At 70.6% G+C, this 23,795-nt stretch carries 24 protein-coding genes and 1 tRNA gene; 16 read left to right on the top strand and 9 right to left on the bottom strand.

Annotated features, from left to right (window positions below):
- Positions 1–200 precede the first annotated feature (200 nt).
- Both ACFV6E_RS24410 and ACFV6E_RS24405 read left to right on the top strand, forming a co-directional pair.
- The gene (locus ACFV6E_RS24410) at positions 201–713 is read left to right on the top strand and encodes a YwqJ-related putative deaminase (RefSeq protein ID WP_385464533.1); all 513 of its coding nucleotides are present in this window, start codon (positions 201–203) and stop codon (positions 711–713) included.
- Between the two features lie 169 nt (positions 714–882).
- Positions 883–1,377 (top strand): SUKH-3 domain-containing protein, encoded by a 495-nt coding sequence (locus tag ACFV6E_RS24405; RefSeq protein WP_385164482.1) that lies wholly within the window; start codon positions 883–885, stop codon positions 1,375–1,377.
- 237 nt (positions 1,378–1,614) lie between these two features.
- On the opposite strand, the gene ACFV6E_RS24400 is transcribed toward ACFV6E_RS24405, so the two are convergent.
- Entirely contained in the window at positions 1,615–2,955 is a 1,341-nt protein-coding gene (locus tag ACFV6E_RS24400; protein WP_385164484.1) for a sensor histidine kinase, read from the bottom strand.
- Between the two features lie 167 nt (positions 2,956–3,122).
- Between ACFV6E_RS24400 and ACFV6E_RS24395 the strand changes: the two genes are divergently transcribed.
- The 7 genes from ACFV6E_RS24395 to ACFV6E_RS24365 all read left to right on the top strand — a co-directional run bounded on the left by ACFV6E_RS24395 (position 3,123) and on the right by ACFV6E_RS24365 (position 8,831).
- Positions 3,123–4,040: a helix-turn-helix domain-containing protein gene (locus ACFV6E_RS24395; RefSeq protein ID WP_385164487.1), complete on the top strand. Its 918-nt coding sequence runs from the start codon at positions 3,123–3,125 to the stop codon at positions 4,038–4,040.
- A gap of 8 nt (positions 4,041–4,048) precedes the next feature.
- Positions 4,049–4,121, top strand: a tRNA-Gln gene (locus ACFV6E_RS24390).
- A gap of 116 nt (positions 4,122–4,237) precedes the next feature.
- Positions 4,238–5,686: a bifunctional UDP-N-acetylglucosamine diphosphorylase/glucosamine-1-phosphate N-acetyltransferase GlmU gene (gene glmU, locus ACFV6E_RS24385; protein WP_385164489.1), complete on the top strand. Its 1,449-nt coding sequence runs from the start codon at positions 4,238–4,240 to the stop codon at positions 5,684–5,686.
- 111 nt (positions 5,687–5,797) lie between these two features.
- Complete coding sequence (locus ACFV6E_RS24380; RefSeq protein ID WP_385164492.1) at positions 5,798–6,772, top strand: ribose-phosphate diphosphokinase; 975 nt, start codon at positions 5,798–5,800, stop codon at positions 6,770–6,772.
- A 214-nt stretch (positions 6,773–6,986) separates the two neighbouring features.
- Positions 6,987–7,580 carry a 50S ribosomal protein L25/general stress protein Ctc gene (locus ACFV6E_RS24375; protein ID WP_385164495.1) on the top strand — a complete coding sequence of 198 codons (594 nt, stop codon included), beginning with the start codon at positions 6,987–6,989 and terminating at the stop codon, positions 7,578–7,580.
- A 101-nt stretch (positions 7,581–7,681) separates the two neighbouring features.
- Positions 7,682–8,278, top strand: a complete 597-nt coding sequence (gene pth / locus ACFV6E_RS24370) for an aminoacyl-tRNA hydrolase (RefSeq protein WP_385164498.1) — start codon at positions 7,682–7,684, stop codon at positions 8,276–8,278.
- Between the two features lie 52 nt (positions 8,279–8,330).
- On the top strand, positions 8,331–8,831 hold the full coding sequence (locus ACFV6E_RS24365) for a hypothetical protein (protein ID WP_385464530.1): 501 nt from the start codon (positions 8,331–8,333) through the stop codon (positions 8,829–8,831).
- Between the two features lie 75 nt (positions 8,832–8,906).
- Here the strand turns inward: ACFV6E_RS24365 and ppc are convergent, their stop codons facing one another.
- Entirely contained in the window at positions 8,907–11,639 is a 2,733-nt protein-coding gene (gene ppc / locus ACFV6E_RS24360; protein ID WP_385164503.1) for a phosphoenolpyruvate carboxylase, read from the bottom strand.
- Between the two features lie 320 nt (positions 11,640–11,959).
- On the opposite strand from ppc, the gene ACFV6E_RS24355 reads away from it, so the two are divergent.
- Both ACFV6E_RS24355 and ACFV6E_RS24350 read left to right on the top strand, forming a co-directional pair.
- A complete protein-coding gene (locus ACFV6E_RS24355; protein ID WP_385164505.1) occupies positions 11,960–12,970 on the top strand; it encodes an acyl-CoA desaturase in 1,011 nt (336 codons plus the stop codon).
- Positions 12,967–13,644 carry a TetR family transcriptional regulator gene (locus ACFV6E_RS24350; protein WP_385164508.1) on the top strand — a complete coding sequence of 226 codons (678 nt, stop codon included), beginning with the start codon at positions 12,967–12,969 and terminating at the stop codon, positions 13,642–13,644. The genes ACFV6E_RS24355 and ACFV6E_RS24350 overlap by 4 nt, the downstream gene beginning before the upstream one ends.
- A gap of 4 nt (positions 13,645–13,648) precedes the next feature.
- Here the strand turns inward: ACFV6E_RS24350 and ACFV6E_RS24345 are convergent, their stop codons facing one another.
- From ACFV6E_RS24345 to ACFV6E_RS24335, 3 genes are read right to left on the bottom strand one after another with little or no spacing between them, the layout of a single operon-like run.
- Complete coding sequence (locus ACFV6E_RS24345) at positions 13,649–14,041, bottom strand: VOC family protein (protein WP_385164510.1); 393 nt, start codon at positions 14,039–14,041, stop codon at positions 13,649–13,651.
- Positions 14,042–14,043: 2 nt separating this feature from the next.
- A complete protein-coding gene (locus ACFV6E_RS24340) occupies positions 14,044–14,865 on the bottom strand; it encodes a trans-aconitate 2-methyltransferase (RefSeq protein ID WP_385464528.1) in 822 nt (273 codons plus the stop codon).
- A 22-nt stretch (positions 14,866–14,887) separates the two neighbouring features.
- On the bottom strand, positions 14,888–15,136 hold the full coding sequence (locus ACFV6E_RS24335) for a hypothetical protein (protein WP_385464525.1): 249 nt from the start codon (positions 15,134–15,136) through the stop codon (positions 14,888–14,890).
- Positions 15,137–15,308: 172 nt separating this feature from the next.
- Here ACFV6E_RS24335 and tamR point away from each other — a divergent pair, with 172 nt between their 5' ends.
- Positions 15,309–15,806 (top strand): MarR family transcriptional regulator TamR, encoded by a 498-nt coding sequence (gene tamR / locus ACFV6E_RS24330; protein WP_385164517.1) that lies wholly within the window; start codon positions 15,309–15,311, stop codon positions 15,804–15,806.
- On the opposite strand, the gene ACFV6E_RS24325 is transcribed toward tamR, so the two are convergent.
- On the bottom strand, positions 15,765–16,532 hold the full coding sequence (locus tag ACFV6E_RS24325) for a LuxR C-terminal-related transcriptional regulator (protein ID WP_385164519.1): 768 nt from the start codon (positions 16,530–16,532) through the stop codon (positions 15,765–15,767). The two genes, tamR and ACFV6E_RS24325, sit on opposite strands and share 42 nt — an antisense overlap.
- 262 nt (positions 16,533–16,794) lie before the next feature.
- Between ACFV6E_RS24325 and ACFV6E_RS24320 the strand changes: the two genes are divergently transcribed.
- Positions 16,795–17,259: a GNAT family N-acetyltransferase gene (locus ACFV6E_RS24320; RefSeq protein WP_385164618.1), complete on the top strand. Its 465-nt coding sequence runs from the start codon at positions 16,795–16,797 to the stop codon at positions 17,257–17,259.
- A gap of 66 nt (positions 17,260–17,325) precedes the next feature.
- The gene (locus tag ACFV6E_RS24315; protein ID WP_385464522.1) at positions 17,326–18,216 is read left to right on the top strand and encodes a sulfotransferase family protein; all 891 of its coding nucleotides are present in this window, start codon (positions 17,326–17,328) and stop codon (positions 18,214–18,216) included.
- Between the two features lie 180 nt (positions 18,217–18,396).
- Here ACFV6E_RS24315 and galK read toward each other — a convergent pair whose 3' ends face one another.
- From galK to galT, 3 genes are read right to left on the bottom strand one after another with little or no spacing between them, the layout of a single operon-like run.
- Complete coding sequence (galK, locus tag ACFV6E_RS24310; protein ID WP_385164621.1) at positions 18,397–19,548, bottom strand: galactokinase; 1,152 nt, start codon at positions 19,546–19,548, stop codon at positions 18,397–18,399.
- Positions 19,549–19,584: 36 nt separating this feature from the next.
- Positions 19,585–20,544: a UDP-glucose 4-epimerase GalE gene (galE, locus tag ACFV6E_RS24305; RefSeq protein ID WP_385164525.1), complete on the bottom strand. Its 960-nt coding sequence runs from the start codon at positions 20,542–20,544 to the stop codon at positions 19,585–19,587.
- Positions 20,541–21,605: a galactose-1-phosphate uridylyltransferase gene (gene galT, locus ACFV6E_RS24300; protein WP_385164528.1), complete on the bottom strand. Its 1,065-nt coding sequence runs from the start codon at positions 21,603–21,605 to the stop codon at positions 20,541–20,543. The genes galE and galT overlap by 4 nt, the downstream gene beginning before the upstream one ends.
- A 184-nt stretch (positions 21,606–21,789) precedes the next feature.
- Between galT and ACFV6E_RS24295 the strand changes: the two genes are divergently transcribed.
- Together ACFV6E_RS24295 and ACFV6E_RS24290 are read left to right on the top strand one after the other, a co-directional pair.
- Positions 21,790–23,487, top strand: coding sequence for a sodium:solute symporter family protein (locus tag ACFV6E_RS24295; protein ID WP_385164531.1), 1,698 nt, complete (start codon positions 21,790–21,792; stop codon positions 23,485–23,487).
- A 20-nt stretch (positions 23,488–23,507) separates the two neighbouring features.
- Positions 23,508–23,786, top strand: a complete 279-nt coding sequence (locus ACFV6E_RS24290) for a hypothetical protein (protein ID WP_385164534.1) — start codon at positions 23,508–23,510, stop codon at positions 23,784–23,786.
- The last annotated feature ends 9 nt before the right edge of the window (positions 23,787–23,795 follow it).

The raw sequence follows: 23,795 nt of genomic DNA, 5'->3' as shown, positions 1-23,795 counted from the left end.
CGGCACCGGTCACCGGGCGTCCGCTTCCACGGCCGCACCGCACGCCCCCTTCCGTGACCTGCCGTCACCCTGCCGTGACCGAGCGGCTAAGACCGGGCGTGTCGCACGGCCCCAGCTTCCACACCGGGTGGGGCATTTGGCAGTCTGTCTCCGCACCGAGGGGCGGTCACAACAGCGGCTGCCGCCGCGGGCCGGAGGGGATGAACACCATGAGCGCGACGCAGACGGGCACGTCCGGCGACCCACGAGTCGGCTGGAGCAGCACCGAGACACCCCACGTCCCGGAACTCCTCCACCGCCGCGACGGGATACTCCCCACCGTCGCCGCCGCACTCTCCGTACGCGGCGCCACACTCACCGGCACCGCCGCCCGCGGCGACCAGCCGCCCGTGCTCCACCCGCTGGTCCAGGACTTCCTGGACACCCTCACCAGCACCCAGCGCGACCGCTTCAGCGGCCGCTGCGCCGAGGCGATCCTCATCTCACGGCACATCGCCTCCGCCGACGCCGCCCGCAGCAAGCGGGCCGCCCGCAAGCCGATGACCAACGGCGAGGCCCGCAAGGCCCTCAAGCACGCCAAGCTCACCGCGCGCCGCATCCGCGAGGACGGCGACCCGCTGCACGGCAGCTTCGCCGCGCCCTGCCGTTCCTGCACCGCACTCAGCGACCACTTCGGCGTACGCGTCGTCGACCCGGGCACGCAGGACGGCTGAACATCCCCCACCCCCACCCCGTACCACCGAGCGACACCCGCAGTACCCGCACGACTGACAGCACCCGCACTACTGGCACCACCCGCACGACTGACAGCACCCGCACTACTGGCACCACCCGCACGACGGCGGCGACGCCGGTCCACGACACCTGACGAACGAAGGGCAGATGCACACCGACCGCACCTCCACCACCCGCTTCCCCGTACCCGTCGACGCCGCGCTGCGCGCCGCCGGATGGCAGCCGGGACGCTGGGACATACAGCAGGCCGAGTACTGGGCCGACACCCTGCGCGGACACGTCTCCCCCGCGGGACACCGGCACACCGTCTTCCCCGCGGCCGTGGAGGCATGGGCGGAGTTCGGCGGACTCCGCCTCACCGCGAAGGAGGCCGGCCGCCAGGTCGCCCCCGGCACCCTGCACTTCGACCCCCTGCACGGTCTGCACATGGCCCGCACCCTCGGCGACCTCGGCCGCGCCCTGAGCACCGAGGTCTGCCCCCTCGGCGAGGAGACCGACACCGGCGGCGTCCTCGCCATCGACGCCGAGGGCCGCGTCTACACCCTCGACCACACCGGCGACTGGTACCTCGGCCCGACCATCGACCAGGCCCTCACCACGCTGCTCTCGGGCATAGAACCGAACCGCCTGACCACGGGCTGACCACCGGCCGACGGGAACCCGGATTCCGGGCGAACGCACCCCGGGACGACCGGCATCAGCGGCGCGGGCATCAGACCCTGAACATCAGCGACGCGACATCGAACCCTGAACACTGGCGACGCGACATCAGACCCTGAACGTCGGCGACGCGGCGCCGGACTCCGAACGTCAGCGCCCGACGTCAGCGAGCCACCGACAGCATCCGAGCATCAGCGGGCCGACGTCGGCATCCGGGCGTCAGCGTCCCGCCGGCAGTACCGCCGACACCCGGAATCCGCCCGCGTCCGTCGGGCCCGAGACGAACACGCCGCCCAGCGCCGTCACCCGCTCCCGCATGCCCACCAGGCCGTTGCCGCCGCTCGGCAGCCCCGCCGAGGACGCGGGACCCGGCTCCGGCGGCGGCTCGTTCTCCACCTGCATCGCGATCTCCGCGTCCCGGTGCGCCAGCCGCACATGCGTCTTCGCGCCCACCGCGTGCTTGTGCACGTTCGTCAACGCCTCCTGCACCACGCGGTACGCCGTCTGCTCCACCTCCGCCGGGTACGCCCGCACGTCCCCCTCCACCGACAGGTCCACGACCATCCCCGCCGCCGCGGACTGACCCACCAGCTCCTCCAGCTCCGCGAGGCACGGCCCGTCCCCCGACTGCCCCTCCCCCGGCTCGGCCACCGCGCGCGACGCCGCCGCCGCTGCCGCCGCACCCACCGCGGCCAACGGCACCGCCGGAGCCGGCGCCCGTGCCGGCCGGACCGCGGCGCCCTCGCCCGTACGCAGCACCCCGAGCATCTCGCGCAGCTCCGTCAGCGCCTGCCGGCCCATGTCCCCGACCAGCGCCGCGTTGCGCACCGCCTTCTCCGGGTCCTTCCGCGCCACCGCCTGAAGGGCCGCCGCGTGCACCACCATCAGGCTCACCCGGTGCGCCACCACGTCGTGCATCTCCCGCGCGATCCGCGTGCGCTCCTCGTTGCGCGCCCACTCCGCGCGTTCCTCCGCGCGCTCCGCGAGCAGCTGCAACTCCCGCTCCAGCGAATCCGCCCGCTCCCGCAGGCTCTCCATCAGCCGGCGCCGCGCCCCCACGTACAGCCCCAGCAGCACCGGCGGAGCCGTCATCCCCAGCGCCGTCGTGATGGAGAGGAACGGGACGAACCAGCCCTCCAGCGGCGAGTCCCCGCGCACCACGCCCTGCCGCGCCTGTACGAACGTCACGATCAGCGTCCCGACCAGCGACATACCCGCCAGCGCACCGGTGATCCGGCGCGGCAGCTCCGACGCCGCCAGCGTGTACAGCCCGACGACGCTCATCAGGAAGCCCATCTGGGCCGGCGTGATGGCGATCGAGACCAGCACCACGGCGATCGGCCACTTCCGCCGCACCACCAGCACCGAACCGGCCAGCAGCCCGAACAGCACCCCCGCCGGCGCCGGCAGACCCGCGTCGTGCGCGAACGGAACGCCCTCGACCGCGCACTCGACCGCGGACACCACCGCGAGCCCCGCGTCGAGCACGGCGCTGCGCCACCTGGCCCACCACCACGGCCCTCTCGCGGCAGCGCTCCGGTCTTCCCCCGTCGTGGTCATACCTCCACCCTACGGGCGCCCGCCGCCCGTTTTCCGGCGACTTTCAGCGACCCATCCCCACCACACTCCACATTCGAACAGAAGCGAAACAGCCCGTTATCCCTCGAACTGCTGAATCGCACTCCGTTCGACACCGGACGCCCACATTCCGCCCGGACGGTATGCCCATGGCAATCACATCCGGCACATCCAGTCCATCCGGCCCGTCCGGCCCGTCCAGCAAGTACGCCGACTTCGAGGGCCTGCGGGAACAGGCGGTGGCGCTGCGGCGCGCGGGCCTCAGCCGCCGCCAGATCCGCGACCGGCTCCACGTCGACAACAACGACCTCCTCAACCGCCTCTTGGAGGGCGAGCCGCCTCCCGACTGGACGAAGCGCCCGAACGCGAAGGACGACGTCCGGGCACGCGCCCGCGAGCTACGCCTCCAGGGCTGGACGTACGACCAGATCCAGGTCGAACTGGGCTGCTCGAAGAGCTCGATCTCCCTGTGGGTACGGGACCTGCCGAAGCCGGAGCGACGGGACCCGTCCGAACAGGCAAGGCTGGCGGGACGAAAGCGATGGGAGCACGAACTCGCCATCCGTGACGAGAAACGCCAAGCGACCAAGACTGTGGCTGCCGCAGAGATCGGCACGATGACCGAGCGCGACTTGTTCCTCACGGGAGTCGCCCTGTACTGGGCAGAGGGGTCGAAGGACAAGCCGTACGCCCGCCGCGAGAACGTCATGTTCGTCAACAGCGACCCCGGTGTTATCCAGCTTTACCTGGCTTGGCTGAACCTCCTCGGTGTCGAGCACGAGCGCGTGGGCTACCGCGTCATGATCCACGCCACGGGAGACATCGAGGGCGCCAAGCGGTACTGGGCCGACCTGGTCGGCGTCGACGTCTCCACTTTCCAGAAGACGACCATCAAGAAGCACAACCCCAAAACCGTCCGCAAGAACGTAGGCGAGAACTACCGGGGCTGCCTGGTGATCCGGGTCTTGCAGGGCGCCGAGCTGTACCGCCGCATCGAGGGCTGGTGGACGGGCATGGTGGATGCCGTCTCCGGGATCACGGCTCCCTTCTCCTCGGGTAAGGTCTGACGCAGCCATCCGCCATGGGGTAACTGGTAGCCCGCGGGCCTTTGAAGCCCTGTAGTGCTGGTTCGAATCCAGCTGGCGGAGCTGCTCGGTTCGGGTCCTGACAGCAACGTCAGGGCCCGTTCACATTTCGCCCCTACTACGCCCCGGTATCCTGCGGATGTCCACACCTCACCCATCCGAAGCCGAAGGGCACACCCGTGAGCGCCAACCCCCCGGCAGCCGTAGTCGTTCTCGCAGCGGGTGAGGGCACCCGTATGAAGTCGGCCACACCCAAGGTCCTGCACGAGCTGTGCGGACGTTCCCTGGTGGGCCATGTGCTCGCCGCGGCGCGAGAGTTGGAACCCGAGAGCCTGGTCGTCGTCGTGGGCCACGCCCGCGAGAAGGTGACCGCGCACCTCGGCGACGTCGACCCGGCCGTCCGTACCGCCGTGCAGGCCGAGCAGAACGGGACCGGGCACGCCGTGCGGATGGGCCTGGAGGAGCTCGGCGGCGACGTGGACGGCACGGTCGTCGTGGTGTGCGGGGACACCCCGCTGCTCACCGGCGGGACGCTGGCCCGGCTGGCGGCGACGCACGGCGCGGACGGCAACGCGGTCACGGTGCTGACGGCCGAGGTGCCGGATGCGACCGGTTACGGCCGCATCGTGCGGGACGGCGTGAGCGGCGCGGTGACGGCGATCGTGGAGCACAAGGACGCGAGCGAGTCGCAGCGGGCGATCCGGGAGATCAACTCGGGGGTGTTCGCGTTCGACGGGCAGCTCCTGGCGGACGCGCTGGGCAAGGTCCGTACGGACAACAGCCAGGGCGAGGAGTACCTGACGGACGTGCTCGGCATCCTGCGCGAGGCGGGGCACCGGGTGGGTGCGTGCGTGGCCGGGGACCACCGGGAGATCGCGGGCATCAACAACCGGGTGCAGCTCGCCCAGGCCCGCCGGATCCTGAACGACCGGCTTCTCGAGCAGGCGATGCTCGCGGGTGTGACCATCCTCGACCCGGCGTCGACATGGGTCGACGTGACGGTGACCTTCGAGCGGGACGCGGTGGTGCACCCGGGCACGCAGCTCCAGGGCGCGACGCACCTGGCCGAGGGCGCGGAGGTCGGTCCGAACACGCGGCTGACGGACACCCGGGTCGGCGCGGGCGCGCGGGTGGACAACACGGTGGCGAACGGTGCGGAGGTGGGCCCGGAGGCATCCGTGGGTCCGTTCGCGTACCTGCGTCCCGGCACGCGGCTCGGCCTGCGCTCCAAGGTGGGTACGTACGTGGAGACGAAGAACTCCTCGATCGGTGAGGGTACGAAGGTCCCGCACCTGTCGTACGTGGGCGACGCGACGATCGGCGAGTACACGAACATCGGCGCGGCGAGCGTCTTCGTGAACTACGACGGCGAGGCGAAGCACCACACGACGGTGGGGTCGCACTGCAAGACGGGCTCGGACAACATGTTTGTGGCTCCTGTCACGGTCGGGGACGGTGCGTACACCGCCGCCGGCTCGGTGATCACGAAGGATGTGCCGCCCGGTTCGCTGGCCGTGGCCCGTGGCCAGCAGCGGAATATCGAGGGCTGGGTGGCTCGAAAGCGTCCCGGAAGCGCGGCCGCGAAGGCGGCCGAGGCGGCTTCCCGGGAGGCCGGCGGCGAAGACTGACCGGAAAGCGGTACGTCCGACACGGCGTACCGTGATAGGTGCACACCCGCACCTATCAGCTGTGATGCCCTCTCGAATGCCCAGCTGAGACACCTCTGAGGAGACAGTGCTGTGACCGGGATCAAGACGACCGGCGAGAAGAAGTTGATGTTCTTTTCCGGCCGCGCCCACCCCGAGCTTGCCGAGGAGGTCGCCCATAAGCTGGGTGTCGGGGTCGTCCCGACGAAGGCCTTCGATTTCGCCAATGGCGAGATCTACATCCGCTATCAGGAGTCGGCCCGTGGTGCCGACTGTTTCCTGATGCAGAGCCACACGGCCCCGATCAACAAGTGGATCATGGAGCAGCTGATCATGATCGATGCTCTGAAGCGGGCTTCCGCCCGGAGCATCACGGTGATCGTGCCGTTCTACGGTTACGCGCGGCAGGACAAGAAGCACCGTGGACGTGAACCGATCTCGGCGCGTCTGGTCGCGGACCTGATGAAGACGGCCGGCGCGGACCGCATCCTGACGGTGGACCTGCACACGGACCAGATCCAGGGCTTCTTCGACGGTCCCGTGGACCACTTGTTCGCGCTGCCGGTGCTCGCGGACTACGTGGGTGCGAAGGTCGACCGGTCGAAGCTGACGGTGGTCTCGCCGGACGCGGGCCGGGTGCGGGTGGCCGACCGCTGGTGCGACCGGCTGGGCGCGCCGCTGGCGATCGTGCACAAGCGGCGGGACAAGGACGTCGCGAACCAGGTGACGGTGCACGAGGTCGTCGGTGATGTGAAGGGCCGGGTGTGCGTCCTGGTCGACGACATGATCGACACGGGTGGCACGATCTGCGCCGCGGCGGACGCGCTGTTCGCGCACGGTGCGGAGGACGTGATCGTGACGGCGACGCACGGTGTGCTGTCGGGTCCGGCGGCGGACCGGCTGAAGAACTCGAAGGTGAGCGAGTTCGTGTTCACGGACTCGCTGCCGACGCCGGGCGAGCTGGAGCTGGACAAGATCACGGTGCTGTCGATCGCGCCGACGATCGCGAGTGCGGTGCGTGAGGTCTTCGAGGACGGTTCGGTGACGAGCCTGTTCGAGGAGCAGTAGGAGCAGCCGGAGCGGTAGGAGCGGCCGGACCAGCGGGAACGGTCCGGGACCCCTTCAAGATCCTTTTGGTGCGGCCTCCGTCGCCGAGTAGACTGCTGAAGTTGCTCGGCGAGGGAGGCCGCACTTTCTGTGCGGCGGTCCGTAATCGACGCGCTCTTCGTAGCAGGCCGTTCGTGGCCGGGTGACCCTTTCCCCAGATCTACGAGGAGTGATCATGTCCGAGGTGAAGCTCGCCGCCGAGGCCCGTACCGAGTTCGGCAAGGGTGCTGCCCGTCGTATCCGCCGTGAGAACAAGGTTCCGGGCGTCATCTACGGTCACGGCACCGAGCCGGTCCACGTGACCCTGCCGGGCCACGAGCTGCTGCTGGCGCTGCGTACGCCGAACGTTCTGCTGTCCCTGGACATCGAGGGCCGCAACGAGCTGGCGATCCCGAAGGCCGTCCAGCGTGACGCGATCAAGGGCTTCCTTGAGCACGTCGACCTGCTGCTCGTCACGCGTGGCGAGAAGGTCACGGTCGAGATCCCGGTGCACACCGAGGGCGAGCTGGCCCCGGGCGGGAACCTGCTGGAGCACGTGCTGAACACGCTGCCGGTCGAGGCCGAGGCCACGCACATCCCCGAGTCGGTGACCGTGTCGGTGGAGGGTCTGGAGGCCGGTGCCTCGATCCACGCCAAGGACATCACGCTGCCGTCCGGTTCGACGCTGGCCATCGACGAGGACGCGGTCGTCCTCCAGGTGCTGGCCGCGCAGGCGGAGGAGTCCTCCGAGGAGGGCGAGGGCGAGGGCGACGCGGCCGCCGAGGCCTGATCGCTTTTCGTATGCTCGGCTGTCGGCCGCCGCTCCGGTTCGGGGCGGCGGCCGACGCGTATCAGGGCTCGTTTGCAGCGAGGACGTAGGGAGACAGGGACGTGACGACCGACGCCAATGCCCCGTGGCTGATCGTGGGGCTCGGCAATCCGGGGCCCGGGTATGCGATGAACCGGCACAACGTGGGGTTCATGGTGGCGGATCTGCTGGCGGAGCGGACCGGCGGGAAGTTCAAGCGGGCGGGCAAGGCGCAGGCGCAGGTGATCGAGGGCCGGATCGGTCCGCCGGGACCCGCGAACCGCCGGGTGGTGCTGGCGAAGCCGATGTCGTTCATGAACCTGTCGGGCGGTCCGGTGAACGCGCTGCGGGAGTTCTACAAGGTGCCGCTCGACCGCGTGGTGGCGGTCCATGACGAGCTGGACATCGACTACGGGGCGCTGCGGCTGAAGCTGGGCGGCGGCGACAACGGGCACAACGGTCTGAAGTCGATGACGAAGGCGATGGGCGCGGACTACCACCGGGTGCGCTTCGGGATCGGTCGTCCGCCGGGGCGCCAGCAAGTCGCGGACTTCGTGCTGAAGGACTTCTCGTCGGCGGAGCGCAAGGAGCTGGACTACTTCGTGGACCGGGCGGCGGACGCGGTGGAGTCTCTGGTGACCGAGGGCCTGGAGCGGGCGCAGAGTTCGTACAACTCCTGACTTGTCCGCCCGTCACGTTCCCGGCAGTTGACCGGTGGTGGCGCCATGGCCAATGATCCCGGCCATGCCTGCCACTGCCACCTCCAGTCAGAGCGCGCGAGCGGCGCTGCGGTTCGGGCGGATCGCGGTGATGGGGGTGGTCACGGTGCTGATCCTGGTCGCGGGTGTGTGGGGTTCGTGGGGCACGGCGCAGTACGTGATGCTGACCAAGGGCCGTGAGCAGGGGACGATGACGGTCACGGCGTGCGGGGGCGATACGTGCACGGGCCCCTACCGGCCGGTGTCGCCCGGTTCGCAGGCGCGCGAGGAGGTCGTGATCGGGAAGTCGGTCGCGGTGCGCAAGGGGCGTACGTACTCCGTCGCGCTGAAGCCGGGCGGTGATCACGCGGTGCGCACGGGTCCCGCGGGGCTGCTGTACGCGTGGATCCCGCTGGCGGGCGCGCTGCTGCTGGCGTCGGTCGTGGTGGCGGGCGGTCTGCGGCTGCGGCGGACGGCGTGGCTGATGGCGGGCGCGGGGGTGGCGTTCCTGACGGCGACGTTCGTCGTGCTCTGAAGCGGTTCCGGCATGACGGTGCCCCCGTTCCCGTACGCGTGCGTACGGGAACGGGGGCACCGTCATGAGCGCCGGTCAGCCGGTGTTGCGCAGTCCTGCCGCGACTCCGTTGACGGTCAGGAGCAGGGCGCGGGAGAGCAGCGGGTCGGGCTCCGCGCCGGCCGCGGCCTCGTCGCGCTGCCGCTTGAGCAGGGCGACCTGGAGGTAGGAGATCGGGTCCAGGTAGGCGTCGCGGATGGCGAAGGTCTGCTGGAGGACGGGGTGGGTGTCCAGGAGCTGCTGTCCGCCGGTGATGCGCAGGACCTCGGCGACGGTGAGCTCGTGCTCGGCGCGGATGACGTCGAAGACGTGCTTGAGCTCGTCGGGGACGAGGGTGTCGACGTAGTGGGCGGCGATCCGCAGGTCCGTCTTGGCGAGGGTCATCTCGACGTTGGAGAGGAAGTTGCGGAAGAAGTGCCACTGCTCGTGCATCTCGTCGAGCACGGTGTCGAGGCCGGTCTCGCGCAGCGCCTTGAGCCCGGAGCCGACGCCGAACCAGCCGGGGACGATCTGCCGGGACTGGGTCCAGCCGAAGACCCAGGGGATGGCGCGCAGTCCGTCGAGCGAGACGCCCGAGCCGGGACGGCGGGAGGGCCGCGAGCCCAGGTGCAGGTCGGCGAGCTGGTCGACCGGCGTGGAGGCCAGGAAGTACGTCGGCAGGTCGGGGTCTTCGACGAGGCTGCGGTAGGCGGCGTGGGCGGCGTCGGAGACGACGTCCATGGCGGCGTCCCAGCGGGCCAGGGCCTCGTCGGACTGGCGGGGCGCGGTGTGCAGGGCGGACGCCTGGAGCGTGGCGGCGACCGTCAGCTCCAGGTTCTCCCTGGCCAGGGACGGTACGAGGTACTTGTCGGAGATGACCTCGCCCTGTTCGGTGACCTTGATCTCGCCCTCCAGGGTGCCCCAGGGCTGGGCGAGGATCGCGTCGTGCGAGGGGCCGCCGCCGCGGCCGACGGTGCCGCCGCGGCCGTGGAAGAGACGCAGCCGTACGCCGTAGCGGTGGGCGACGTCGCGCAGCCGGCGCTGGGCGCGGTGGATCTCCCACTGGCTGGTGGTGATGCCGCCGAACTTGGAGGAGTCGGAGTAGCCGAGCATGACCTCCTGGACGTCTCCGCGCAGCGCGACCAGGCGCCGGTAGGAGGGGTCGGAGAGCATGTCCTCCAGGATGGTGTCGGCGGCCTTGAGCTCGTCGGTCGTCTCGAGGAGCGGCACGATGCCGATCTTGGCCCAGCCGGCGTGCAGGTCGAGCAGACCGGCCTCGCGGGCGAGCACGGCGGCGGCGAAGACGTCGTCGGCGCCCTGGCACATGGAGATGATGTACGACTCGATGACCTCGGGTCCGAAGACGGCCAGGGCCCGCTTGACGGTCTGGAAGACGCCGAGGGTCTTCTCGCCGGCGGCGTCGACGGGGGCGGGGCTGGGCGCGAGGGGGCGCCGGGAGCGCAGTTCCTTGGCGAGCAGCTTGCCGCGGTAGTCGCGGGGCATGTCGGCGTAGCGCCAGGACTCCTCGCCGAGCCGGTCGAAGAGCTGGCCGAGGGCGTGGTGGTGGGCGTCGGCGTGTTCGCGGACGTCCATGGTGGCGAGCTGGAGGCCGAAGGCGGCCAGCGTGCGGATGGTGCGGTTCATCCGGCCCTCGGCGAAGAGGCCGCCGCGGTGTTCGCGCAGGGAGGTCTGGATGAGGGTGAGGTCGGCGAGGAGTTCGCTGGTGCCGAGGTAGTCGCGGCCGTCCTCGTGGGGGGTGCCCTTGGCGAGCCGCTGCTTGGTGTTCTCCAGCTTCTGCCGGATGGCGGTGGCCTTGAGGCGGTAGGGCTCCTCGGCGTTGAGGCGCTTGTAGCGGGGGCTGATCTCCGGCAGCCGCTCCAGGTCGGCCTGGAGGGAGCTGAGCAGTTCCTCGGTGGCGCCGGTGTAGCGGATGGAGTTGGAGAGGAAGCCGCGCAGTTCGTCGATCATCTCCAGGGCGTCGTTGATGCCGTGTTCGTGCTGGAGGATGAGGACGTCCCAGGTGACCTGGGGGGTGACGTTCGGGTTGCCGTCGCGGTCGCCGCCGATCCAGGTGCCGAAGGTGAGCGGGCGGGTGTCGTCGGGGATCTGGAAGCCGACGCGCTCCAGTTCGGCGGTGAGGTCCTCCAGGACGTCGCCGACGGCGCCGGCGTGGAGTTCGTCGAGGTAGTAGATGGCGTTGCGGGCCTCGTCGGCGGGCTCGGGGCGGACGACGCGGAGTTCGTCGGTCTGCCAGACGAGGTCGATGTTCTCGGCGAGGCGGGTGTCGTAGCGGCGCCGGTCGGACTCGATGACGGGAGTTTCGAGGAGGGCGGCGATACGGCGGAGCTTGTTGAGGACGGAGCGGCGGGCGGCCTCGGTGGGGTGGGCGGTGAAGACGGGCCGTACGTTGAGGTTCGCGACCGTCTCCCGCAGGTGCTCGGGGTCGGCGTCCTTGAGCCGGTCGGCGGTGCGGGCGAGGAGGCCGCCCTCGGCGGCGCGCTTGGCGCGCAGTTCGCGGCCGCGGTGCACCTGCTCGGTGACGTTGGCCAGGTGGAAGTAGGTGGAGAAGGCGCGGACCAGCTTCGCGGCGGTCTCCAGTTCGGTGCCGCGCAGCAGTTCTGCGGCGGCTTCGCCGTCCTCGCGGGTCAGGCGGCGGACCTTCTCGACCAGTTCCAGGAGTTCGGGACCCTCCTGCCGGACGAGGGTCTCTCCCAGCAGATCACCCAGGCGCCTGATGTCGGCGCGCAGCTCGCTGCTGGTCGTCGTGGTCTGATCGTCGGCACTGCTCACAGGTGCGGCTCCTTGCAGTGTTGAAGCTCGTCTGAAGCTCGTCTGGGAGGGAACCCGGGTGGCGACCGCGCGGCGGGTGCCGCTTAGGGACGTGGCATCCGGGCAGAAAATCAGAGCGGACCGCGCTGTCCGACCGACTCCAAGGATAGGTGTCCATGCGGACGCGCAGACTCACGGGCTCTTGCCGCCGTGCTACGCACTGCCATACTTACGATGCCGTAGGTTACGGACGCGTAGGAAACCCGTAGCTTGCCGGGAAGAGCCCGGGGCTCATGTCCCGGGCAGCTGCCTCCACATCCTCGACCCCCCAGGGGACGCCCATGACCACGAGCTCCGATGTGATCGACGACGCCTCACGGGCGCAAGACGGCACCTCCACCTCCTCCGCCACGCTGGGCGGTGAGCAGAAGCGTTCGGTGGAACAGCTCGCGCTGCTGCTCTTCATCACGGTCCCGTTCCTGGCGCTGGTGGCGGCGGTGCCGCTGGCCTGGGGCTGGGGGGTGAGCTGGCTGGACCTCGCGCTGCTGGTGTTCTTCTACTACCTCGGCTGCCACGGCATCACCATCGGCTTCCACCGTTACTTCACGCACGGGTCCTTCAAGGCGAAGCGTCCGCTGCGGATCGCGCTCGCGGTCGCCGGTTCGATGGCCGTGGAGGGGCCGCTGGTGCGCTGGGTCGCGGACCACCGCAAGCACCACAAGTTCTCGGACGCGGAGGGGGACCCGCATTCGCCGTGGCGGTTCGGCGAGACGGTGCCGGCGCTGATGAAGGGCCTGTGGTGGGCGCACATCGCATGGATGTTCGATGAGGAGCAGACGTCACAGGAGAAGTACGCGCCGGATCTGATCAAGGACCCGGCCATCCGAGCGGTCTCCCGGCAGTTCGTGTTCTGGACGACGCTGTCGCTGGCACTGCCGCCGCTGATCGGCGGGCTGGCGACGATGTCGTGGTGGGGCGCGTTCACCGCCTTCTTCTGGGGTTCACTCGTTCGGGTGGCGCTGCTCCATCACGTCACCTGGTCGATCAACTCGATCTGTCACGCGGTGGGCAAGCGCCCCTTCAAGTCGCGGGACCGCTCCGGGAACGTGTGGTGGCTGGCGGTCCTGTCGTGCGGCGAGTCCTGGCACAACCTGCACCACGCCGACCCGACCTCGGCGCGGCACGGTGTGGAGCGCGGTCAGCTCGACTCCTCGGCGCGGATCATCCGCTGGTTCGAGCGGCTCGGCTGGGCCCATGACGTGCGCTGGCCGTCACGCTCGCGTATCGATTCACGGCGCAACACCGACGGGACGGGTGCCCGCCGCAAGCCGGAGACCGCCGACGCGGCATGATTGACGGTGTGGCGACCGACTCCAGCAGCACCCCGGCAGGCGAGAAGCAGCGGCGAGCGCGTCGCACCCGTATGACGGGGGCCGAGAGACGGCAGCAGCTTCTCGAGATCGGTCGCACGCTGTTCGCCGCGAAGGGCTTCGAGGGCACGTCGGTGGAGGAGATCGCGGCGAAGGCCGGGGTGTCCAAGCCGGTGGTGTACGAGCACTTCGGCGGCAAGGAAGGTCTGTACGCGGTGGTGGTGGACCGCGAGATGCGCCGCCTGTTGGACATGGTCACCGGCTCCCTCACGGCCGGCCACCCCCGCGAACTGTGCGAACAGGCGGCCTTCGCCCTCCTCGACTACATCGAGGAGTACACGGACGGCTTCCGCATCCTGGTCCGCGACTCCCCCATCCCCCAGTCCACCGGCTCCTTCGCCTCCCTCATCTCCGACATCGCGACCCAGGTCGAGGACATCCTGGGCCGCGAGTTCAAGAGCCGCGGCTTCGACTCCAAGCTGGCGCCGCTGTACGCGCAGGCCCTGGTCGGCATGGTCGCGCTGACCGGCCAGTGGTGGCTGGACGTCCGCCGCCCGAAGAAGGCCGAGGTCGCCGCCCACCTGGTGAACCTGGCCTGGCACGGCCTGGACGGCCTGGAACAGAAGCCCCGCCTGATAGGCCACCGCAAGAGCTGACGTCTCACCCCGCGGGGGCGGCGCCACGCGGTTCCAGGAACTCCAGCCGGTTGCCCACCGGGTCCTCGGAGTAGAAGCGCCGGTGGCCCGGGAGCTCGTCGTCCCACTCCACGCGTGCGCCGCGGGCGGCGAGCCGGGCCGCGTACGCGTCGATGCCGGTGACGCGCAGGCCCGGGTGGGCCTTGCGGGCCGGGCGGAAGTCGGTCTCGATACCGAGATGGAGCTGTACGGCTCCGGCGCCGGCGGTGAACCAGCAGCCGCCGCGGGCCGCGAGGACCGGCGGCTTGGGGATCTCCGTCATACCGAGGACGTGCACGTAGTAGGCGCGCAGCGCGTCCTCCGTGCCCGGCGGCGCGGCGAGCTGTACGTGATCGACGGCGACGACGGCGCCGAGCACGGTCAGGCCGCCTTCCGGGCGACGGCGAAGATCCGGCGGAACGGGAAGACCGTGCCGTGGGCGGTGGGCGGGTACGCCTCGCGGAGCGCGGCGCGGTAGTCGGTGACGAAGGCGTCGGCGTCCGCGCCCAGCGTGGTGAGGACGGGGCGCAGTCCGGTGCCCTTGACCCAGTCGAGCACCGGGTCCTCGCCCTTCAGCAGATGCAGGTACGTGGTCTCCCAGACGTCCGTCTCGTCGGCCGCGCAGCCCGCGGCGATCAGGTGGCCGAGGTAGGCGGCGGGGGTGCGGACCGCGTCGTCGTGGCGCAGCGTCCCGGCGAGCCGGTCCTTCCAGCGCGGGGATTCGGCGAGTTCCCGCATCAGACGGTGGCTGGGCGAGTCGAAGTTGCCGGGGACCTGGAAGGCGAAGGTGCCGCCGGGTGCCAGGGCGTCCACCCAGGCGGGGAAGGACGCGGTGTGGTCCGGGACCCATTGCAGGGTGGCGTTGCTGACGATCAGGTCGTACGGCCCCTCGGGGGTCCAGGTACGGGCGTCGGCGGTGGCGAAGTCGAGCCGGCCGCCGCCGGGGGTGGGGCCCTCGTGGTCGGCGCGGGCCCTGGCCAGCATCTCGGGCGAGTTGTCGTAGCCGGTGATGCGGGCGGTGGGCCAGCGGCCGGCGAGCAGCGCGGTGACGTTGCCGGGGCCGCAGCCCAGGTCGGCGATGCGGGCGGGCCGTCCGGGCAGGTCGGGGACGCGGGCTAGGAGGTCGGTGAAGGGGCGGGCGCGGTGGTCCGCGTGGCGCAGGTACTGGCCCGGGTCCCAGGAGGGATCGGCGGCGGTCGGCATGGGGAAGCCTCCTGTGCGGCACTTAGGGCGGGACGGGTACGACGGGGCGGTCATGGCGGGACGGGTACGACGGCGCGGACACGGCGAACGGGGACGACGGGGCGGACACGGCGGGCAGGTGCGGCCGGGCGGTCATGGCGGGCAGGTGCGGCCGGGCGGTCATGGCGAGCAGGTGCGGCCGGGCGGACACGGCGAGCAGGTACGACCGGGCGGACACGGCGGGCAGGTGCGGCCGGGCGGACACGGCGGGACGGTACGACCGGGCGGTCATGGCGGGACGGTACGGCGGGCTGGTTACGGCGGACGGGTACGACAGGGCGGATACGGGAGCGGACGCGGTGGCGTGGCCGCCGGTGAGGGGCCGCGGTGCTCGTCCAGCCTCACACTCGCAGTATCTTGACGTCAAGAGACTTCACGTCGACACAACGACTACACTGATCGTCATGGAGGACGAGGTCGATCGGCTGGTCGCTGCATGGCGCCGGGAGCGCCCGGACCTCGACGTGGAACCGCTCGAGGTGCTCAGCCGGGTGAGCAGACTGGCCCGGCATCTCGACCGCGCACGCCGTCTGGCGTTCTCCGAGCACAGCCTGGAGCCCTGGGAGTTCGACGTCCTGACGTCGCTGCGGCGCGCGGGCGACCCCTACCAGCTCTCCCCCGGGCAGTTGCTCACCCAGACCCTCGTGACGTCCGGGACGATGACCAACCGCATCGACCGGCTGGCGAAGAAGGGCCTGGTGGAGCGGTTGCCCGACCCCAGTGACCGGCGGGGGGTGCTGGTGCGGCTGACGGACGAGGGCCGCGACCGCGCCGACCAGTCGCTGGCCGGGCTGCTCGACCAGGAGCGCGCCATCCTGGCCGAGCTGAGCCGGGCGCAGCGCAGTGAACTGGCCGCGCTGCTACGCCAGTTGACCGCCCCGTTCGACAACATCCCCGGTTAGGTCGACCGGGCCCACCCCGGCCCGGCGGGCGAGCGCGACGGCGGCCAGCGTGGAGTGCACGCCGAGCTTGCCGAGGACGTTCTGCATGTGGGTGCGGACCGTGTGCGGGGAGAGGAACAGCCGCTCGGCGACGGCCTTGCGGCCGAGCCCCGCGACCATGCACCGCAGCACCTCGCGCTCGCGCGGAGTGAGGGACTCCACCAGGCGCTCGCTCTCGGTGCGGTGCTTGCGGGCCGCGGTCAGTTCGCGCAGGACGCCGGTGAGCAGCGCGGGCGGCAGATGCGTCTCCTCGCGCAGCACGCCCCGGATGACGGTGAGCAGCCGGGACAGCGAGCAGTCCTTGGCGACCCAGCCGGAGGCGCCGGCCTGGAGGGCGAGCGCGGCGCGGCGCGGGTCGTCCTTCTCGGCGAGCACGACCGTACGCACCCCGGGCTGGCCGGAGCGGACGCCGGCGACGAGGGAGATCCCGTCGACGAGTCCGTCCTCGTTGCTCTCCTGGACGGGGACGGCCGGGCGCATGCCGGGCACGTTGCCGCCGAGGTCGGCGTCGACGAGCAGCACATCGAATCTGCGGCCCTCCGCCGCCGCGCGCTCCAGGCTGCGCAGGGCGGCGGGCCCGCTGCCCGCGGCGGACACGTCGACGTCGGGCTCGGCGGCCAGGGCCGCGGCGAGCGACTCGGCGAAGATGCGATGGTCGTCGACGACCAGGACTCGGATGCGAACCACTGAAACCCCCACAGGTCGGGGGACGGCCGGTGCGGGTACGGCGCCCGGAGCACCTCCGGCCCCCAGTAGGCCAGGGACCAGGAGTGGGGTGCCGCAGCCGACACGGCCGCCGCCGTGCTGGATCTGCTACCCCCACTCCGGGCGTCGTACCCGACTGTCTCGCCCCCTGATCAGCACCGGCCCCCACCGGTGCTGTTCATCAGGGTAGGCCCGGGAGCGGGCAGCGGAAGCTAATTTGCAGAACTGATTGGCCGGCCCGTTTATGGTGAGCCACATGTTTCGTCTTGAGGCAGAAGTCGACAAAGAGCGACACGATCTCCTGCGCCGACGGCTGCGGGAGGCCAACCTCCGGGCCTCACCCGTGCTGCGTGCGCTGCGCGGAACCCCTGGCGAACGCGAACACCCGCTCCAGGTATGGGCGTTCGACGAGGACGGCACTTGGGCGGGCGGCCTGGTCGGGCACACCTGGGCGAACTGGCTGCACGTGACCTACCTTTGGGTCGACGAGCCGCACCGTGGCCGCGGGCTCGGCGGCCGGCTCCTCGCCCGCGCCGAGCGCAAGGCCCGCGACGACCACGGCTGCCGCGCCGCCCGCCTGGAGACCTGGGACTTCCAGGCCCCGGACTTCTACCGCAAGCAGGGCTACGACGTGGTGTGCGTCATCCCCGATTACCCGCCCGGAATCACGGAGTACACCCTGACGAAACCCCTGGTACACGGCCTGTGAAACGGGTGTGACGGACGGGTCCGCGCACTCAGGTGAGTCTAAGATTGGCTGCCTACCGTGCGGGCCATGAGCCTGCTGCGCAAGCTGAACACCAAGCTCGCCGACACCACCGGTTACCAGGTCCGCCGGGTGCCCGCACCGGGCGCCGCCGGGAACCTGGGCGCCGTACCGAGACCGCGCGGCCCGCGCCCGGCGCGGCCGGCCGAGGCGGCCCGATGTCCGGTGGATCCCGTCCTCGACCGGCTCCTGGAACGGCCGGTATTCATCCTGACGTCGGTCCGTTCCGGGTCGACGCTGCTGCGTCTGATGCTGGGCGCGCATTCGCAGCTGCACGCCTCCCACGAACTGCATCTGACCGGCCTGGAGGTGTACTTCAAGCCGGGCAGCCCCACGGAGCGCTCCTTCCGCGCCCTCGGCCTCGGTCACGAGGACCTGGAGGGGCTGCTGTGGGACCGGGCCCTGCACCGCGAACTCGTCAGGTCCGGCAAGCCGTTCATCGTGGAGAAGACCCCTGGCAACGCCTTCCAGTGGCGGCGGATCGCCGAGACCTGGCCGGACGCCCGCTATCTGTTCCTGCGCCGGCATCCGGCGGCCGTGGCCCGTTCCTGGCACGAGGCCGTCCCCGACCGCTCCCTCGACGAGGCCGCGGGGCGCGTCGTGAAGTACATGGAGGCCATGGAGGAGGCGCACGCCGAGCTCGGCGGTCACGTCCTGCGCTACGAGGACCTCACCGCCGACCCGGCCGCCCAGCTGCGCCGGATCTGCGCCTGCCTCGGGCTCGACTTCGAGCCGGGCATGCTGGACTACGGCTCCGGTCTGGAGAACACCGTGCTCGGCGGCGGCTTCGGCGACTGGAACGACAAGATCCGCTCCGGGCGCGTCCAGCCGGACCGTCCCGCGCCCGAGACGGTCCCCGAGGTGCTGGAGCCGATCTGCCGCACGTGGGGCTACCTCTGAACCGCACCGGCAGAAGCGGGGTCCGGGAGCCGTGGCTCCCGGACCCCCCCCCTTTGGGGGCGCGGCCCGCGCGCCGGCGCCCCCCGCCCCGCGGCGGGGGGCCCACCCACCCCCCCCCCCGCCCCCCGGGGGGGCGCGGGCGCCGGGCCCCCCCCACCCCGCCGATGTCCGTACGCGCGCTCAGCGCAGGCGCCGCGCTCCCGCCGAGGGCACCGCCGGGAACACCCGCGGGGCGGAGTAGCCCGCCGCGGCGAACGCCTCCTCGACCGCCTTGGTGATGGTGTCCGCGTCGGCGGACTCCGTGAGCACGATCGCCGAGCCGCCGAAGCCGCCGCCCGTCATCCGGGCGCCGAGCGCGCCGGCCGCGTTGGCGGTGGAGACGACCAGGTCCAGCTCCGGACAGGAGATGCGCAGATCGTCGCGGAGCGAGGCGTGGCCGTCGGTCAGCACCGGGCCGATGGCGCGGACGTCGCCCGCGTCGAGCAGGGCGATGACCCGCTCCACCCGGTGGTCGTCGGAGACGACGTGGCGCACGTAGCGGCGCAGGCGCTCGTCGGAGAGCCGGGACAGCGCGCCGTCCAGGTCCTCGTACGCGACGTCCCGCAGATGGGAGACGCCGAGCTGCCGGGCGCCCTCCTCGCAGCCCTCGCGCCGTTCCGCGTACGCGCCGTCGCCGAGCGCGTGCTTGACCCGGCTGTCGACGACGAGGAGCTCAAGGCCCTGGGCGGCGAGGTCGAAGGGCACCTGCCGGATGGACAGGTCGCGGCAGTCGAGGTGGACGGCGTGGCCCTCGGTGCAGCACGCCGACGCCGTCTGGTCCATGATCCCGCAGGGCACGCCGACGAAGTCGTTCTCCGCGCGCTGGGCGATCCTGGCCAGCTCGGGGCCGGTGAGCCCCAGCTCGTACAGGTCGTTCAGGGCGAGCGCGGTCACCACTTCGAGGGCCGCCGAGGAGGACAGGCCCGCGCCGGTCGGCACGGTGGAGGCCAGGTGGATGTCGGCGCCGGTGACGGCCGCGTGCCCGGCCTCGCGCAGCGCCCACACCACGCCCGCCGGGTACGCGGCCCAGCTGGTGTTCGTCAGCGGCGCCAGGGAGTCGACGTGCAGCTCGACGGTCGGCCCCTCGATGTCGGCCGAGTGCAGCCGCAGTACGCCGTCGGCGCGGCGCGAGACCGCCGCGACCGCCGTGTGCGGCAGGGCGAGCGGCATCACGAAGCCCTCGTTGAAGTCCGTGTACTCGCCGATCAAATTGACCCGGCCGGGGGCCGCCCAGACGCCCTCCGGCGCGGCCCCGTACAGCGTCTCGAAGCCCTCGCGAACGCGAACCCCCAGCTCAGCCACTGCTCCTCCTTCTGTGCCGGTGCCGGTTCAGGCCCGGTTCTGTGCGAACGCCCACGCGTCCGCGACGATGCCCGCGAGGTCCGCGCGGGACGGATTCCAGCCGAGCCGCTCGCGCGCGGTGGCGGCCGAGGCGACCAGGACGGCCGGGTCGCCGCCGCGGCGCGGGGCCACCACCTCGGGGACCGGGTGGCCGGTGACCTGGCGGACGGTCTCGATGACCTCGCGGACGGAGAAGCCGTTGCCGTTGCCGAGGTTGCAGATCAGGTGCTCGCCGGAGGTGGCCGCGTCCAGCGCGAGGAGGTGGGCCTCGGCCAGGTCGGCGACGTGGATGTAGTCGCGTACGCAGGTGCCGTCCGGCGTCGGGTAGTCGTCGCCGAAGACGGAGATCGCCTCACGGCGGCCCTGCGCGACCTGGAGGACCAGCGGGATGAGGTGCGACTCGGGGTCGTGGCGCTCGCCGCAGTCGCCGTAGGCGCCGGCGACGTTGAAGTAGCGCAGCGACACCGCGCCCAGGCCGTGCGCCGCCGCCTCGCCGGTGATCATGTGGTCGACGGCGAGCTTGGAGGCGCCGTACGGGGAGGTCGGGGCGGTGGGGTCGGTCTCGGTGATGGGAGTGTTCACCGGTTCGCCGTAGGTCGCGGCGGTGGAGGAGAAGACGAGCCTGCGCACACCGGCCTCGCGCATGGCGCCGAGCAGCGCCATGGTGCCGCCGACGTTGTTGTCCCAGTACTTCTCGGGCTTCACGACCGACTCGCCGACCTGGGAGAAGGCGGCGAAGTGCAGCACGGCATCGTAGGAGGAGTCCAGCCACTTGGCGGCGTCGCGGATGTCGCCCTCGACGAAGGCGGCGCCCGCGGGGATGCCCTCGCGGAAGCCGGTGGAGAGGTTGTCGAGGACGGTGACCTCGTGACCGGCTTCGATCAGATGCTGCGCGACCACGCTGCCGACATAGCCCGCTCCGCCGGTGACCAGGTACTTCCCACTCATTTGCTCGCTACCTCTCGCAGTCGCTGGGCCGCGGTCTCCGGCGGCACGTCGTTGATGAACACGTTCATGCCGGATTCGGAACCCGCGAGGAACTTCAGCTTGCCGGAAGTGCGGCGGATGGTGAAAAGCTCGAGGTGGAGGGCGAAGTCGTCGCGCTGGACGCCTTCGAACTCCGCCAGCGGGCCGAACGGCGCCTGGTGCCAGGCGGCGATGTACGGCGTCGGCGGTTCACCTTCGCCGAAAATCCGGTCGAAGCGCCTCAAGAGTTCCAGATAGACCTGGGGGAACTCTGTGCGCGCCTCCTCGTCGAGCGCGAGCAGGTCGGGCACCCGCCGCCGGGGGTAGAGGTGCACCTCGTAAGGCCAGTGCGCCGCGTACGGCACGAAGGCCACCCAGTGCTCGGCCTCCAGGACGACGCGGTCCTTGTCGGTGAGCTCGCGCTCCACCACGTCGTCGAAGAGGTTGGCGCCGCCGGTGGCCTCCTTGTGGGCCGCGAGCGAGCGCAGCATCAGGGCGGTACGGGGGGTGGTGAAGGGGTAGGCGTAGATCTGGCCGTGCGGATGGCCGAGGGTGACGCCGATCTCGGCGCCGCGGTTCTCGAAGCAGAAGATCTGCTCGACGGAGGGGAGGTGGGACAGTTCCGCGGTGCGGTCGGTCCATGCCTCCAGGACGAGCCCCGCCTGTTCCTCGGTGAGGTCGGCGAAGGACGCGTCGTGGTCGGAGGTGAAGCAGACGACCTCGCAGCGGCCGGAGTCGCCGGCCAGCGAGGGGAAGCGGTTCTCGAAGACCGCGACGTCGTAGGCGGAGTCGGGGATCTCGCTCAGCCGGTCGCCCTGAGTGGGGCACAGCGGGCACTGGTCGGCCGGCGGGTGGTAGGTGCGGCCCTGGCGGTGCGAGGCGATGGCGACGGAGTCGCCGAGCAGCGCGTCCCGGCGGATCTCGGACGTGGTGACGGTCCGCTCCAGCGGGCGCCGGTCGACCGCGTCACGGACGGTGTCGTCGCTCAGGTCGTAGTAGATGAGCTCACGACCGTCGGCCAGCCGGGTCGAGGTCTTCTTCACTGCCGGACTCCCCTGTGCCACTCATCGAAACGCACCCATCAAACAGAACCGAACATAACAAACCACAAGTGCGCACGGACGTCAACATCACAATCAAACAAAGAACATCACTTGTAGTGTTCATTTATTTAACGCGGAGGCGTATGTTCCGGTCGGATACGTTCACGCAACGAAGCGAGTTCCTATGCAGTCCCCCACATTCCCGGCCGGAGGCGTCCAGCTCGCCGACGGCCTGCGTCTCCCCACGAACGGTCTCGACTACACGATCCTGGCGATCTACTTCGTCGTCGTGCTGGGCATCGGCTTCGCCGCCCGCCGCTCGGTGAAGACGAGCCTCGACTTCTTCCTGTCCGGGCGCTCGCTGCCCGCCTGGGTCACCGGCCTCGCCTTCGTCGCCGCGAACCTCGGCGCCACCGAGATCCTGGGCATGGCCGCGACCGGCGCGCAGTACGGCGTCGCGGTCGTCCACTGGTACTGGATCGGCGCCATCCCGGCCATGGTCTTCCTCGGCCTGGTGATGATGCCGTTCTACTACGGCTCGAAAGTCCGGTCGGTGCCGGAGTTCCTGCTCCAGCGCTTCGACAAGTCCGCACATCTGCTGAGCTCGATCCTGTTCGCCTTCGCGGCGATCCTGATCGCCGGCGTCAACCTCTACGCCCTGGCGATCGTCGTCGAGGCGCTGCTCGGCTGGCCGCAGTGGGTGGCCATCGTGGTCGCCGGCGTCTTCGTGCTGGCGTACATCACGGTCGGCGGTCTGTCCTCGGCGATCTACAACGAGGTGCTCCAGTTCTTCGTCATCCTCGCCGCGCTCATCCCGCTGTCCATCCTCGGCCTGAAGAAGGTCGGCGGCTGGGACGGCCTGTCCGACTCGCTCACCAAGAGCCACGGCGACAACTTCCTGTCGGCGTGGGGCGGTACGGGCATCGGTGACGCCAATCCGCTCGGCGCCAACTGGCTGACCATCGTCGTCGGCCTCGGCTTCGTGCTCGGCTTCGGCTACTGGACCACCAACTTCGCCGAGGTGCAGCGCGCCCTGTCCGCGAAGAACCTGTCCGCCGCCAAGCGCACCCCGCTGATCGCCGCCTTCCCGAAGATCTTCATCGTCTTCGCGGTGATGATCCCCGGACTGGTCGCCGCCGTCCTGGTCCCGAAGATCGGCACCGCAGGATCGGACCTCCAGTACAACGACGCCATCCCGTACCTGATGCAGGAGCTGCTGCCCAACGGTGTGCTCGGCATCGCGGTCACCGGTCTGCTCGCCGCGTTCATGGCCGGCATGGCGGCCAACGTCTCGTCGTTCAACACCGTGTTCACCACGGACATCTGGCAGAAGTACGTGGTCAAGGACCGCGAGGACGGCTACTACCTGAAGTTCGGCCGGCTCATCACCGCGATCGGCGTGCTCGCGTCCATCGGCACGGCGTTCATCGCGTCCAGCTTCTCCAACATCATGAGCTACCTCCAGACGCTCTTCTCCTTCTTCAACGTGCCGATGTTCGTGGTCTTCATCATCGGCATGTTCTGGAAGCGGGCCTCCATGAAGTCCGGTGTGTGGGGCCTGCTCGCGGGCACCACGGCCGCGATGGTCAACTACTTCTGGATCTACAAGCAGGGCGTCATCGACATCCCCAGTGACCAGGGCGCCAACTTCGTCTCCGCGATCGTCGGCTTCGTCGCCGGCGCGGTGGTCATGGTCGTGGTCACCCTGTTCACCGCCCCGAAGCCGGCGGCCGAACTCGCGGGCCTGGTCTACGGCACCCGGTCCCCCGGTATGGAGGAGCCGCCGGCCACCGGTGACGACGCCTGGTACCGCAAGCCGGCCGTGCTCGGCTGGGGCGCGGTCGTCCTCGCCGCCGCCTGCTACGTCCCGTACTCCTTCTGACCCGATCGGAGGCATGACCCATGTCCGAATTGCAGCGTGAAGTCTCCGAGCTGGAGAGCAAGTCGGCGACCGCCGCCCGGCTCTTCGACATCCGGCGGATCATCGGCGGCCTGTTCGTCGTCTACGGCGTGATCGTCACGATCGCCGGTATCAGCCCGTCCGACGAGGACCTGAAGAAGGCCCAGGACATCAACATCAATCTGTGGACGGGCCTCGCGATGCTCGTCCTCGGTCTGTTCTTCCTCGTCTGGCTCAAGCTGCGTCCCACGGCGCCGCCGACGCCCGGCGAGGGCGAGTAACCATCCCGT

This window comes from Streptomyces sp. NPDC059785 (genome assembly GCF_042732375.1).
Taxonomy (GTDB): Bacteria; Actinomycetota; Actinomycetes; order Streptomycetales; family Streptomycetaceae; genus Streptomyces.
Note: the sequence above shows the minus strand (reverse complement) of the source record. Positions and strands in the feature narration are given on the sequence as shown.

Coding starts and splice junctions, on each gene's coding strand:
- ACFV6E_RS24410 (WP_385464533.1), top strand. CDS start 201: ATGAACACCATGAGCGCGACGCAGACGGGCACGTCCGGCGACCCACGA.
- ACFV6E_RS24405 (WP_385164482.1), top strand. CDS start 883: ATGCACACCGACCGCACCTCCACCACCCGCTTCCCCGTACCCGTCGAC.
- ACFV6E_RS24400 (WP_385164484.1), bottom strand. CDS start 2,955: ATGACCACGACGGGGGAAGACCGGAGCGCTGCCGCGAGAGGGCCGTGG.
- ACFV6E_RS24395 (WP_385164487.1), top strand. CDS start 3,123: ATGGCAATCACATCCGGCACATCCAGTCCATCCGGCCCGTCCGGCCCG.
- ACFV6E_RS24375 (WP_385164495.1), top strand. CDS start 6,987: ATGTCCGAGGTGAAGCTCGCCGCCGAGGCCCGTACCGAGTTCGGCAAG.
- ACFV6E_RS24365 (WP_385464530.1), top strand. CDS start 8,331: ATGATCCCGGCCATGCCTGCCACTGCCACCTCCAGTCAGAGCGCGCGA.
- ACFV6E_RS24355 (WP_385164505.1), top strand. CDS start 11,960: ATGACCACGAGCTCCGATGTGATCGACGACGCCTCACGGGCGCAAGAC.
- ACFV6E_RS24350 (WP_385164508.1), top strand. CDS start 12,967: ATGATTGACGGTGTGGCGACCGACTCCAGCAGCACCCCGGCAGGCGAG.
- ACFV6E_RS24340 (WP_385464528.1), bottom strand. CDS start 14,865: ATGCCGACCGCCGCCGATCCCTCCTGGGACCCGGGCCAGTACCTGCGC.
- ACFV6E_RS24335 (WP_385464525.1), bottom strand. CDS start 15,136: ATGACCGCCCGGTCGTACCGTCCCGCCGTGTCCGCCCGGCCGCACCTG.
- tamR (WP_385164517.1), top strand. CDS start 15,309: ATGGAGGACGAGGTCGATCGGCTGGTCGCTGCATGGCGCCGGGAGCGC.
- ACFV6E_RS24320 (WP_385164618.1), top strand. CDS start 16,795: ATGGTGAGCCACATGTTTCGTCTTGAGGCAGAAGTCGACAAAGAGCGA.
- ACFV6E_RS24315 (WP_385464522.1), top strand. CDS start 17,326: ATGAGCCTGCTGCGCAAGCTGAACACCAAGCTCGCCGACACCACCGGT.
- galE (WP_385164525.1), bottom strand. CDS start 20,544: ATGAGTGGGAAGTACCTGGTCACCGGCGGAGCGGGCTATGTCGGCAGC.
- ACFV6E_RS24295 (WP_385164531.1), top strand. CDS start 21,790: ATGCAGTCCCCCACATTCCCGGCCGGAGGCGTCCAGCTCGCCGACGGC.
- ACFV6E_RS24290 (WP_385164534.1), top strand. CDS start 23,508: ATGTCCGAATTGCAGCGTGAAGTCTCCGAGCTGGAGAGCAAGTCGGCG.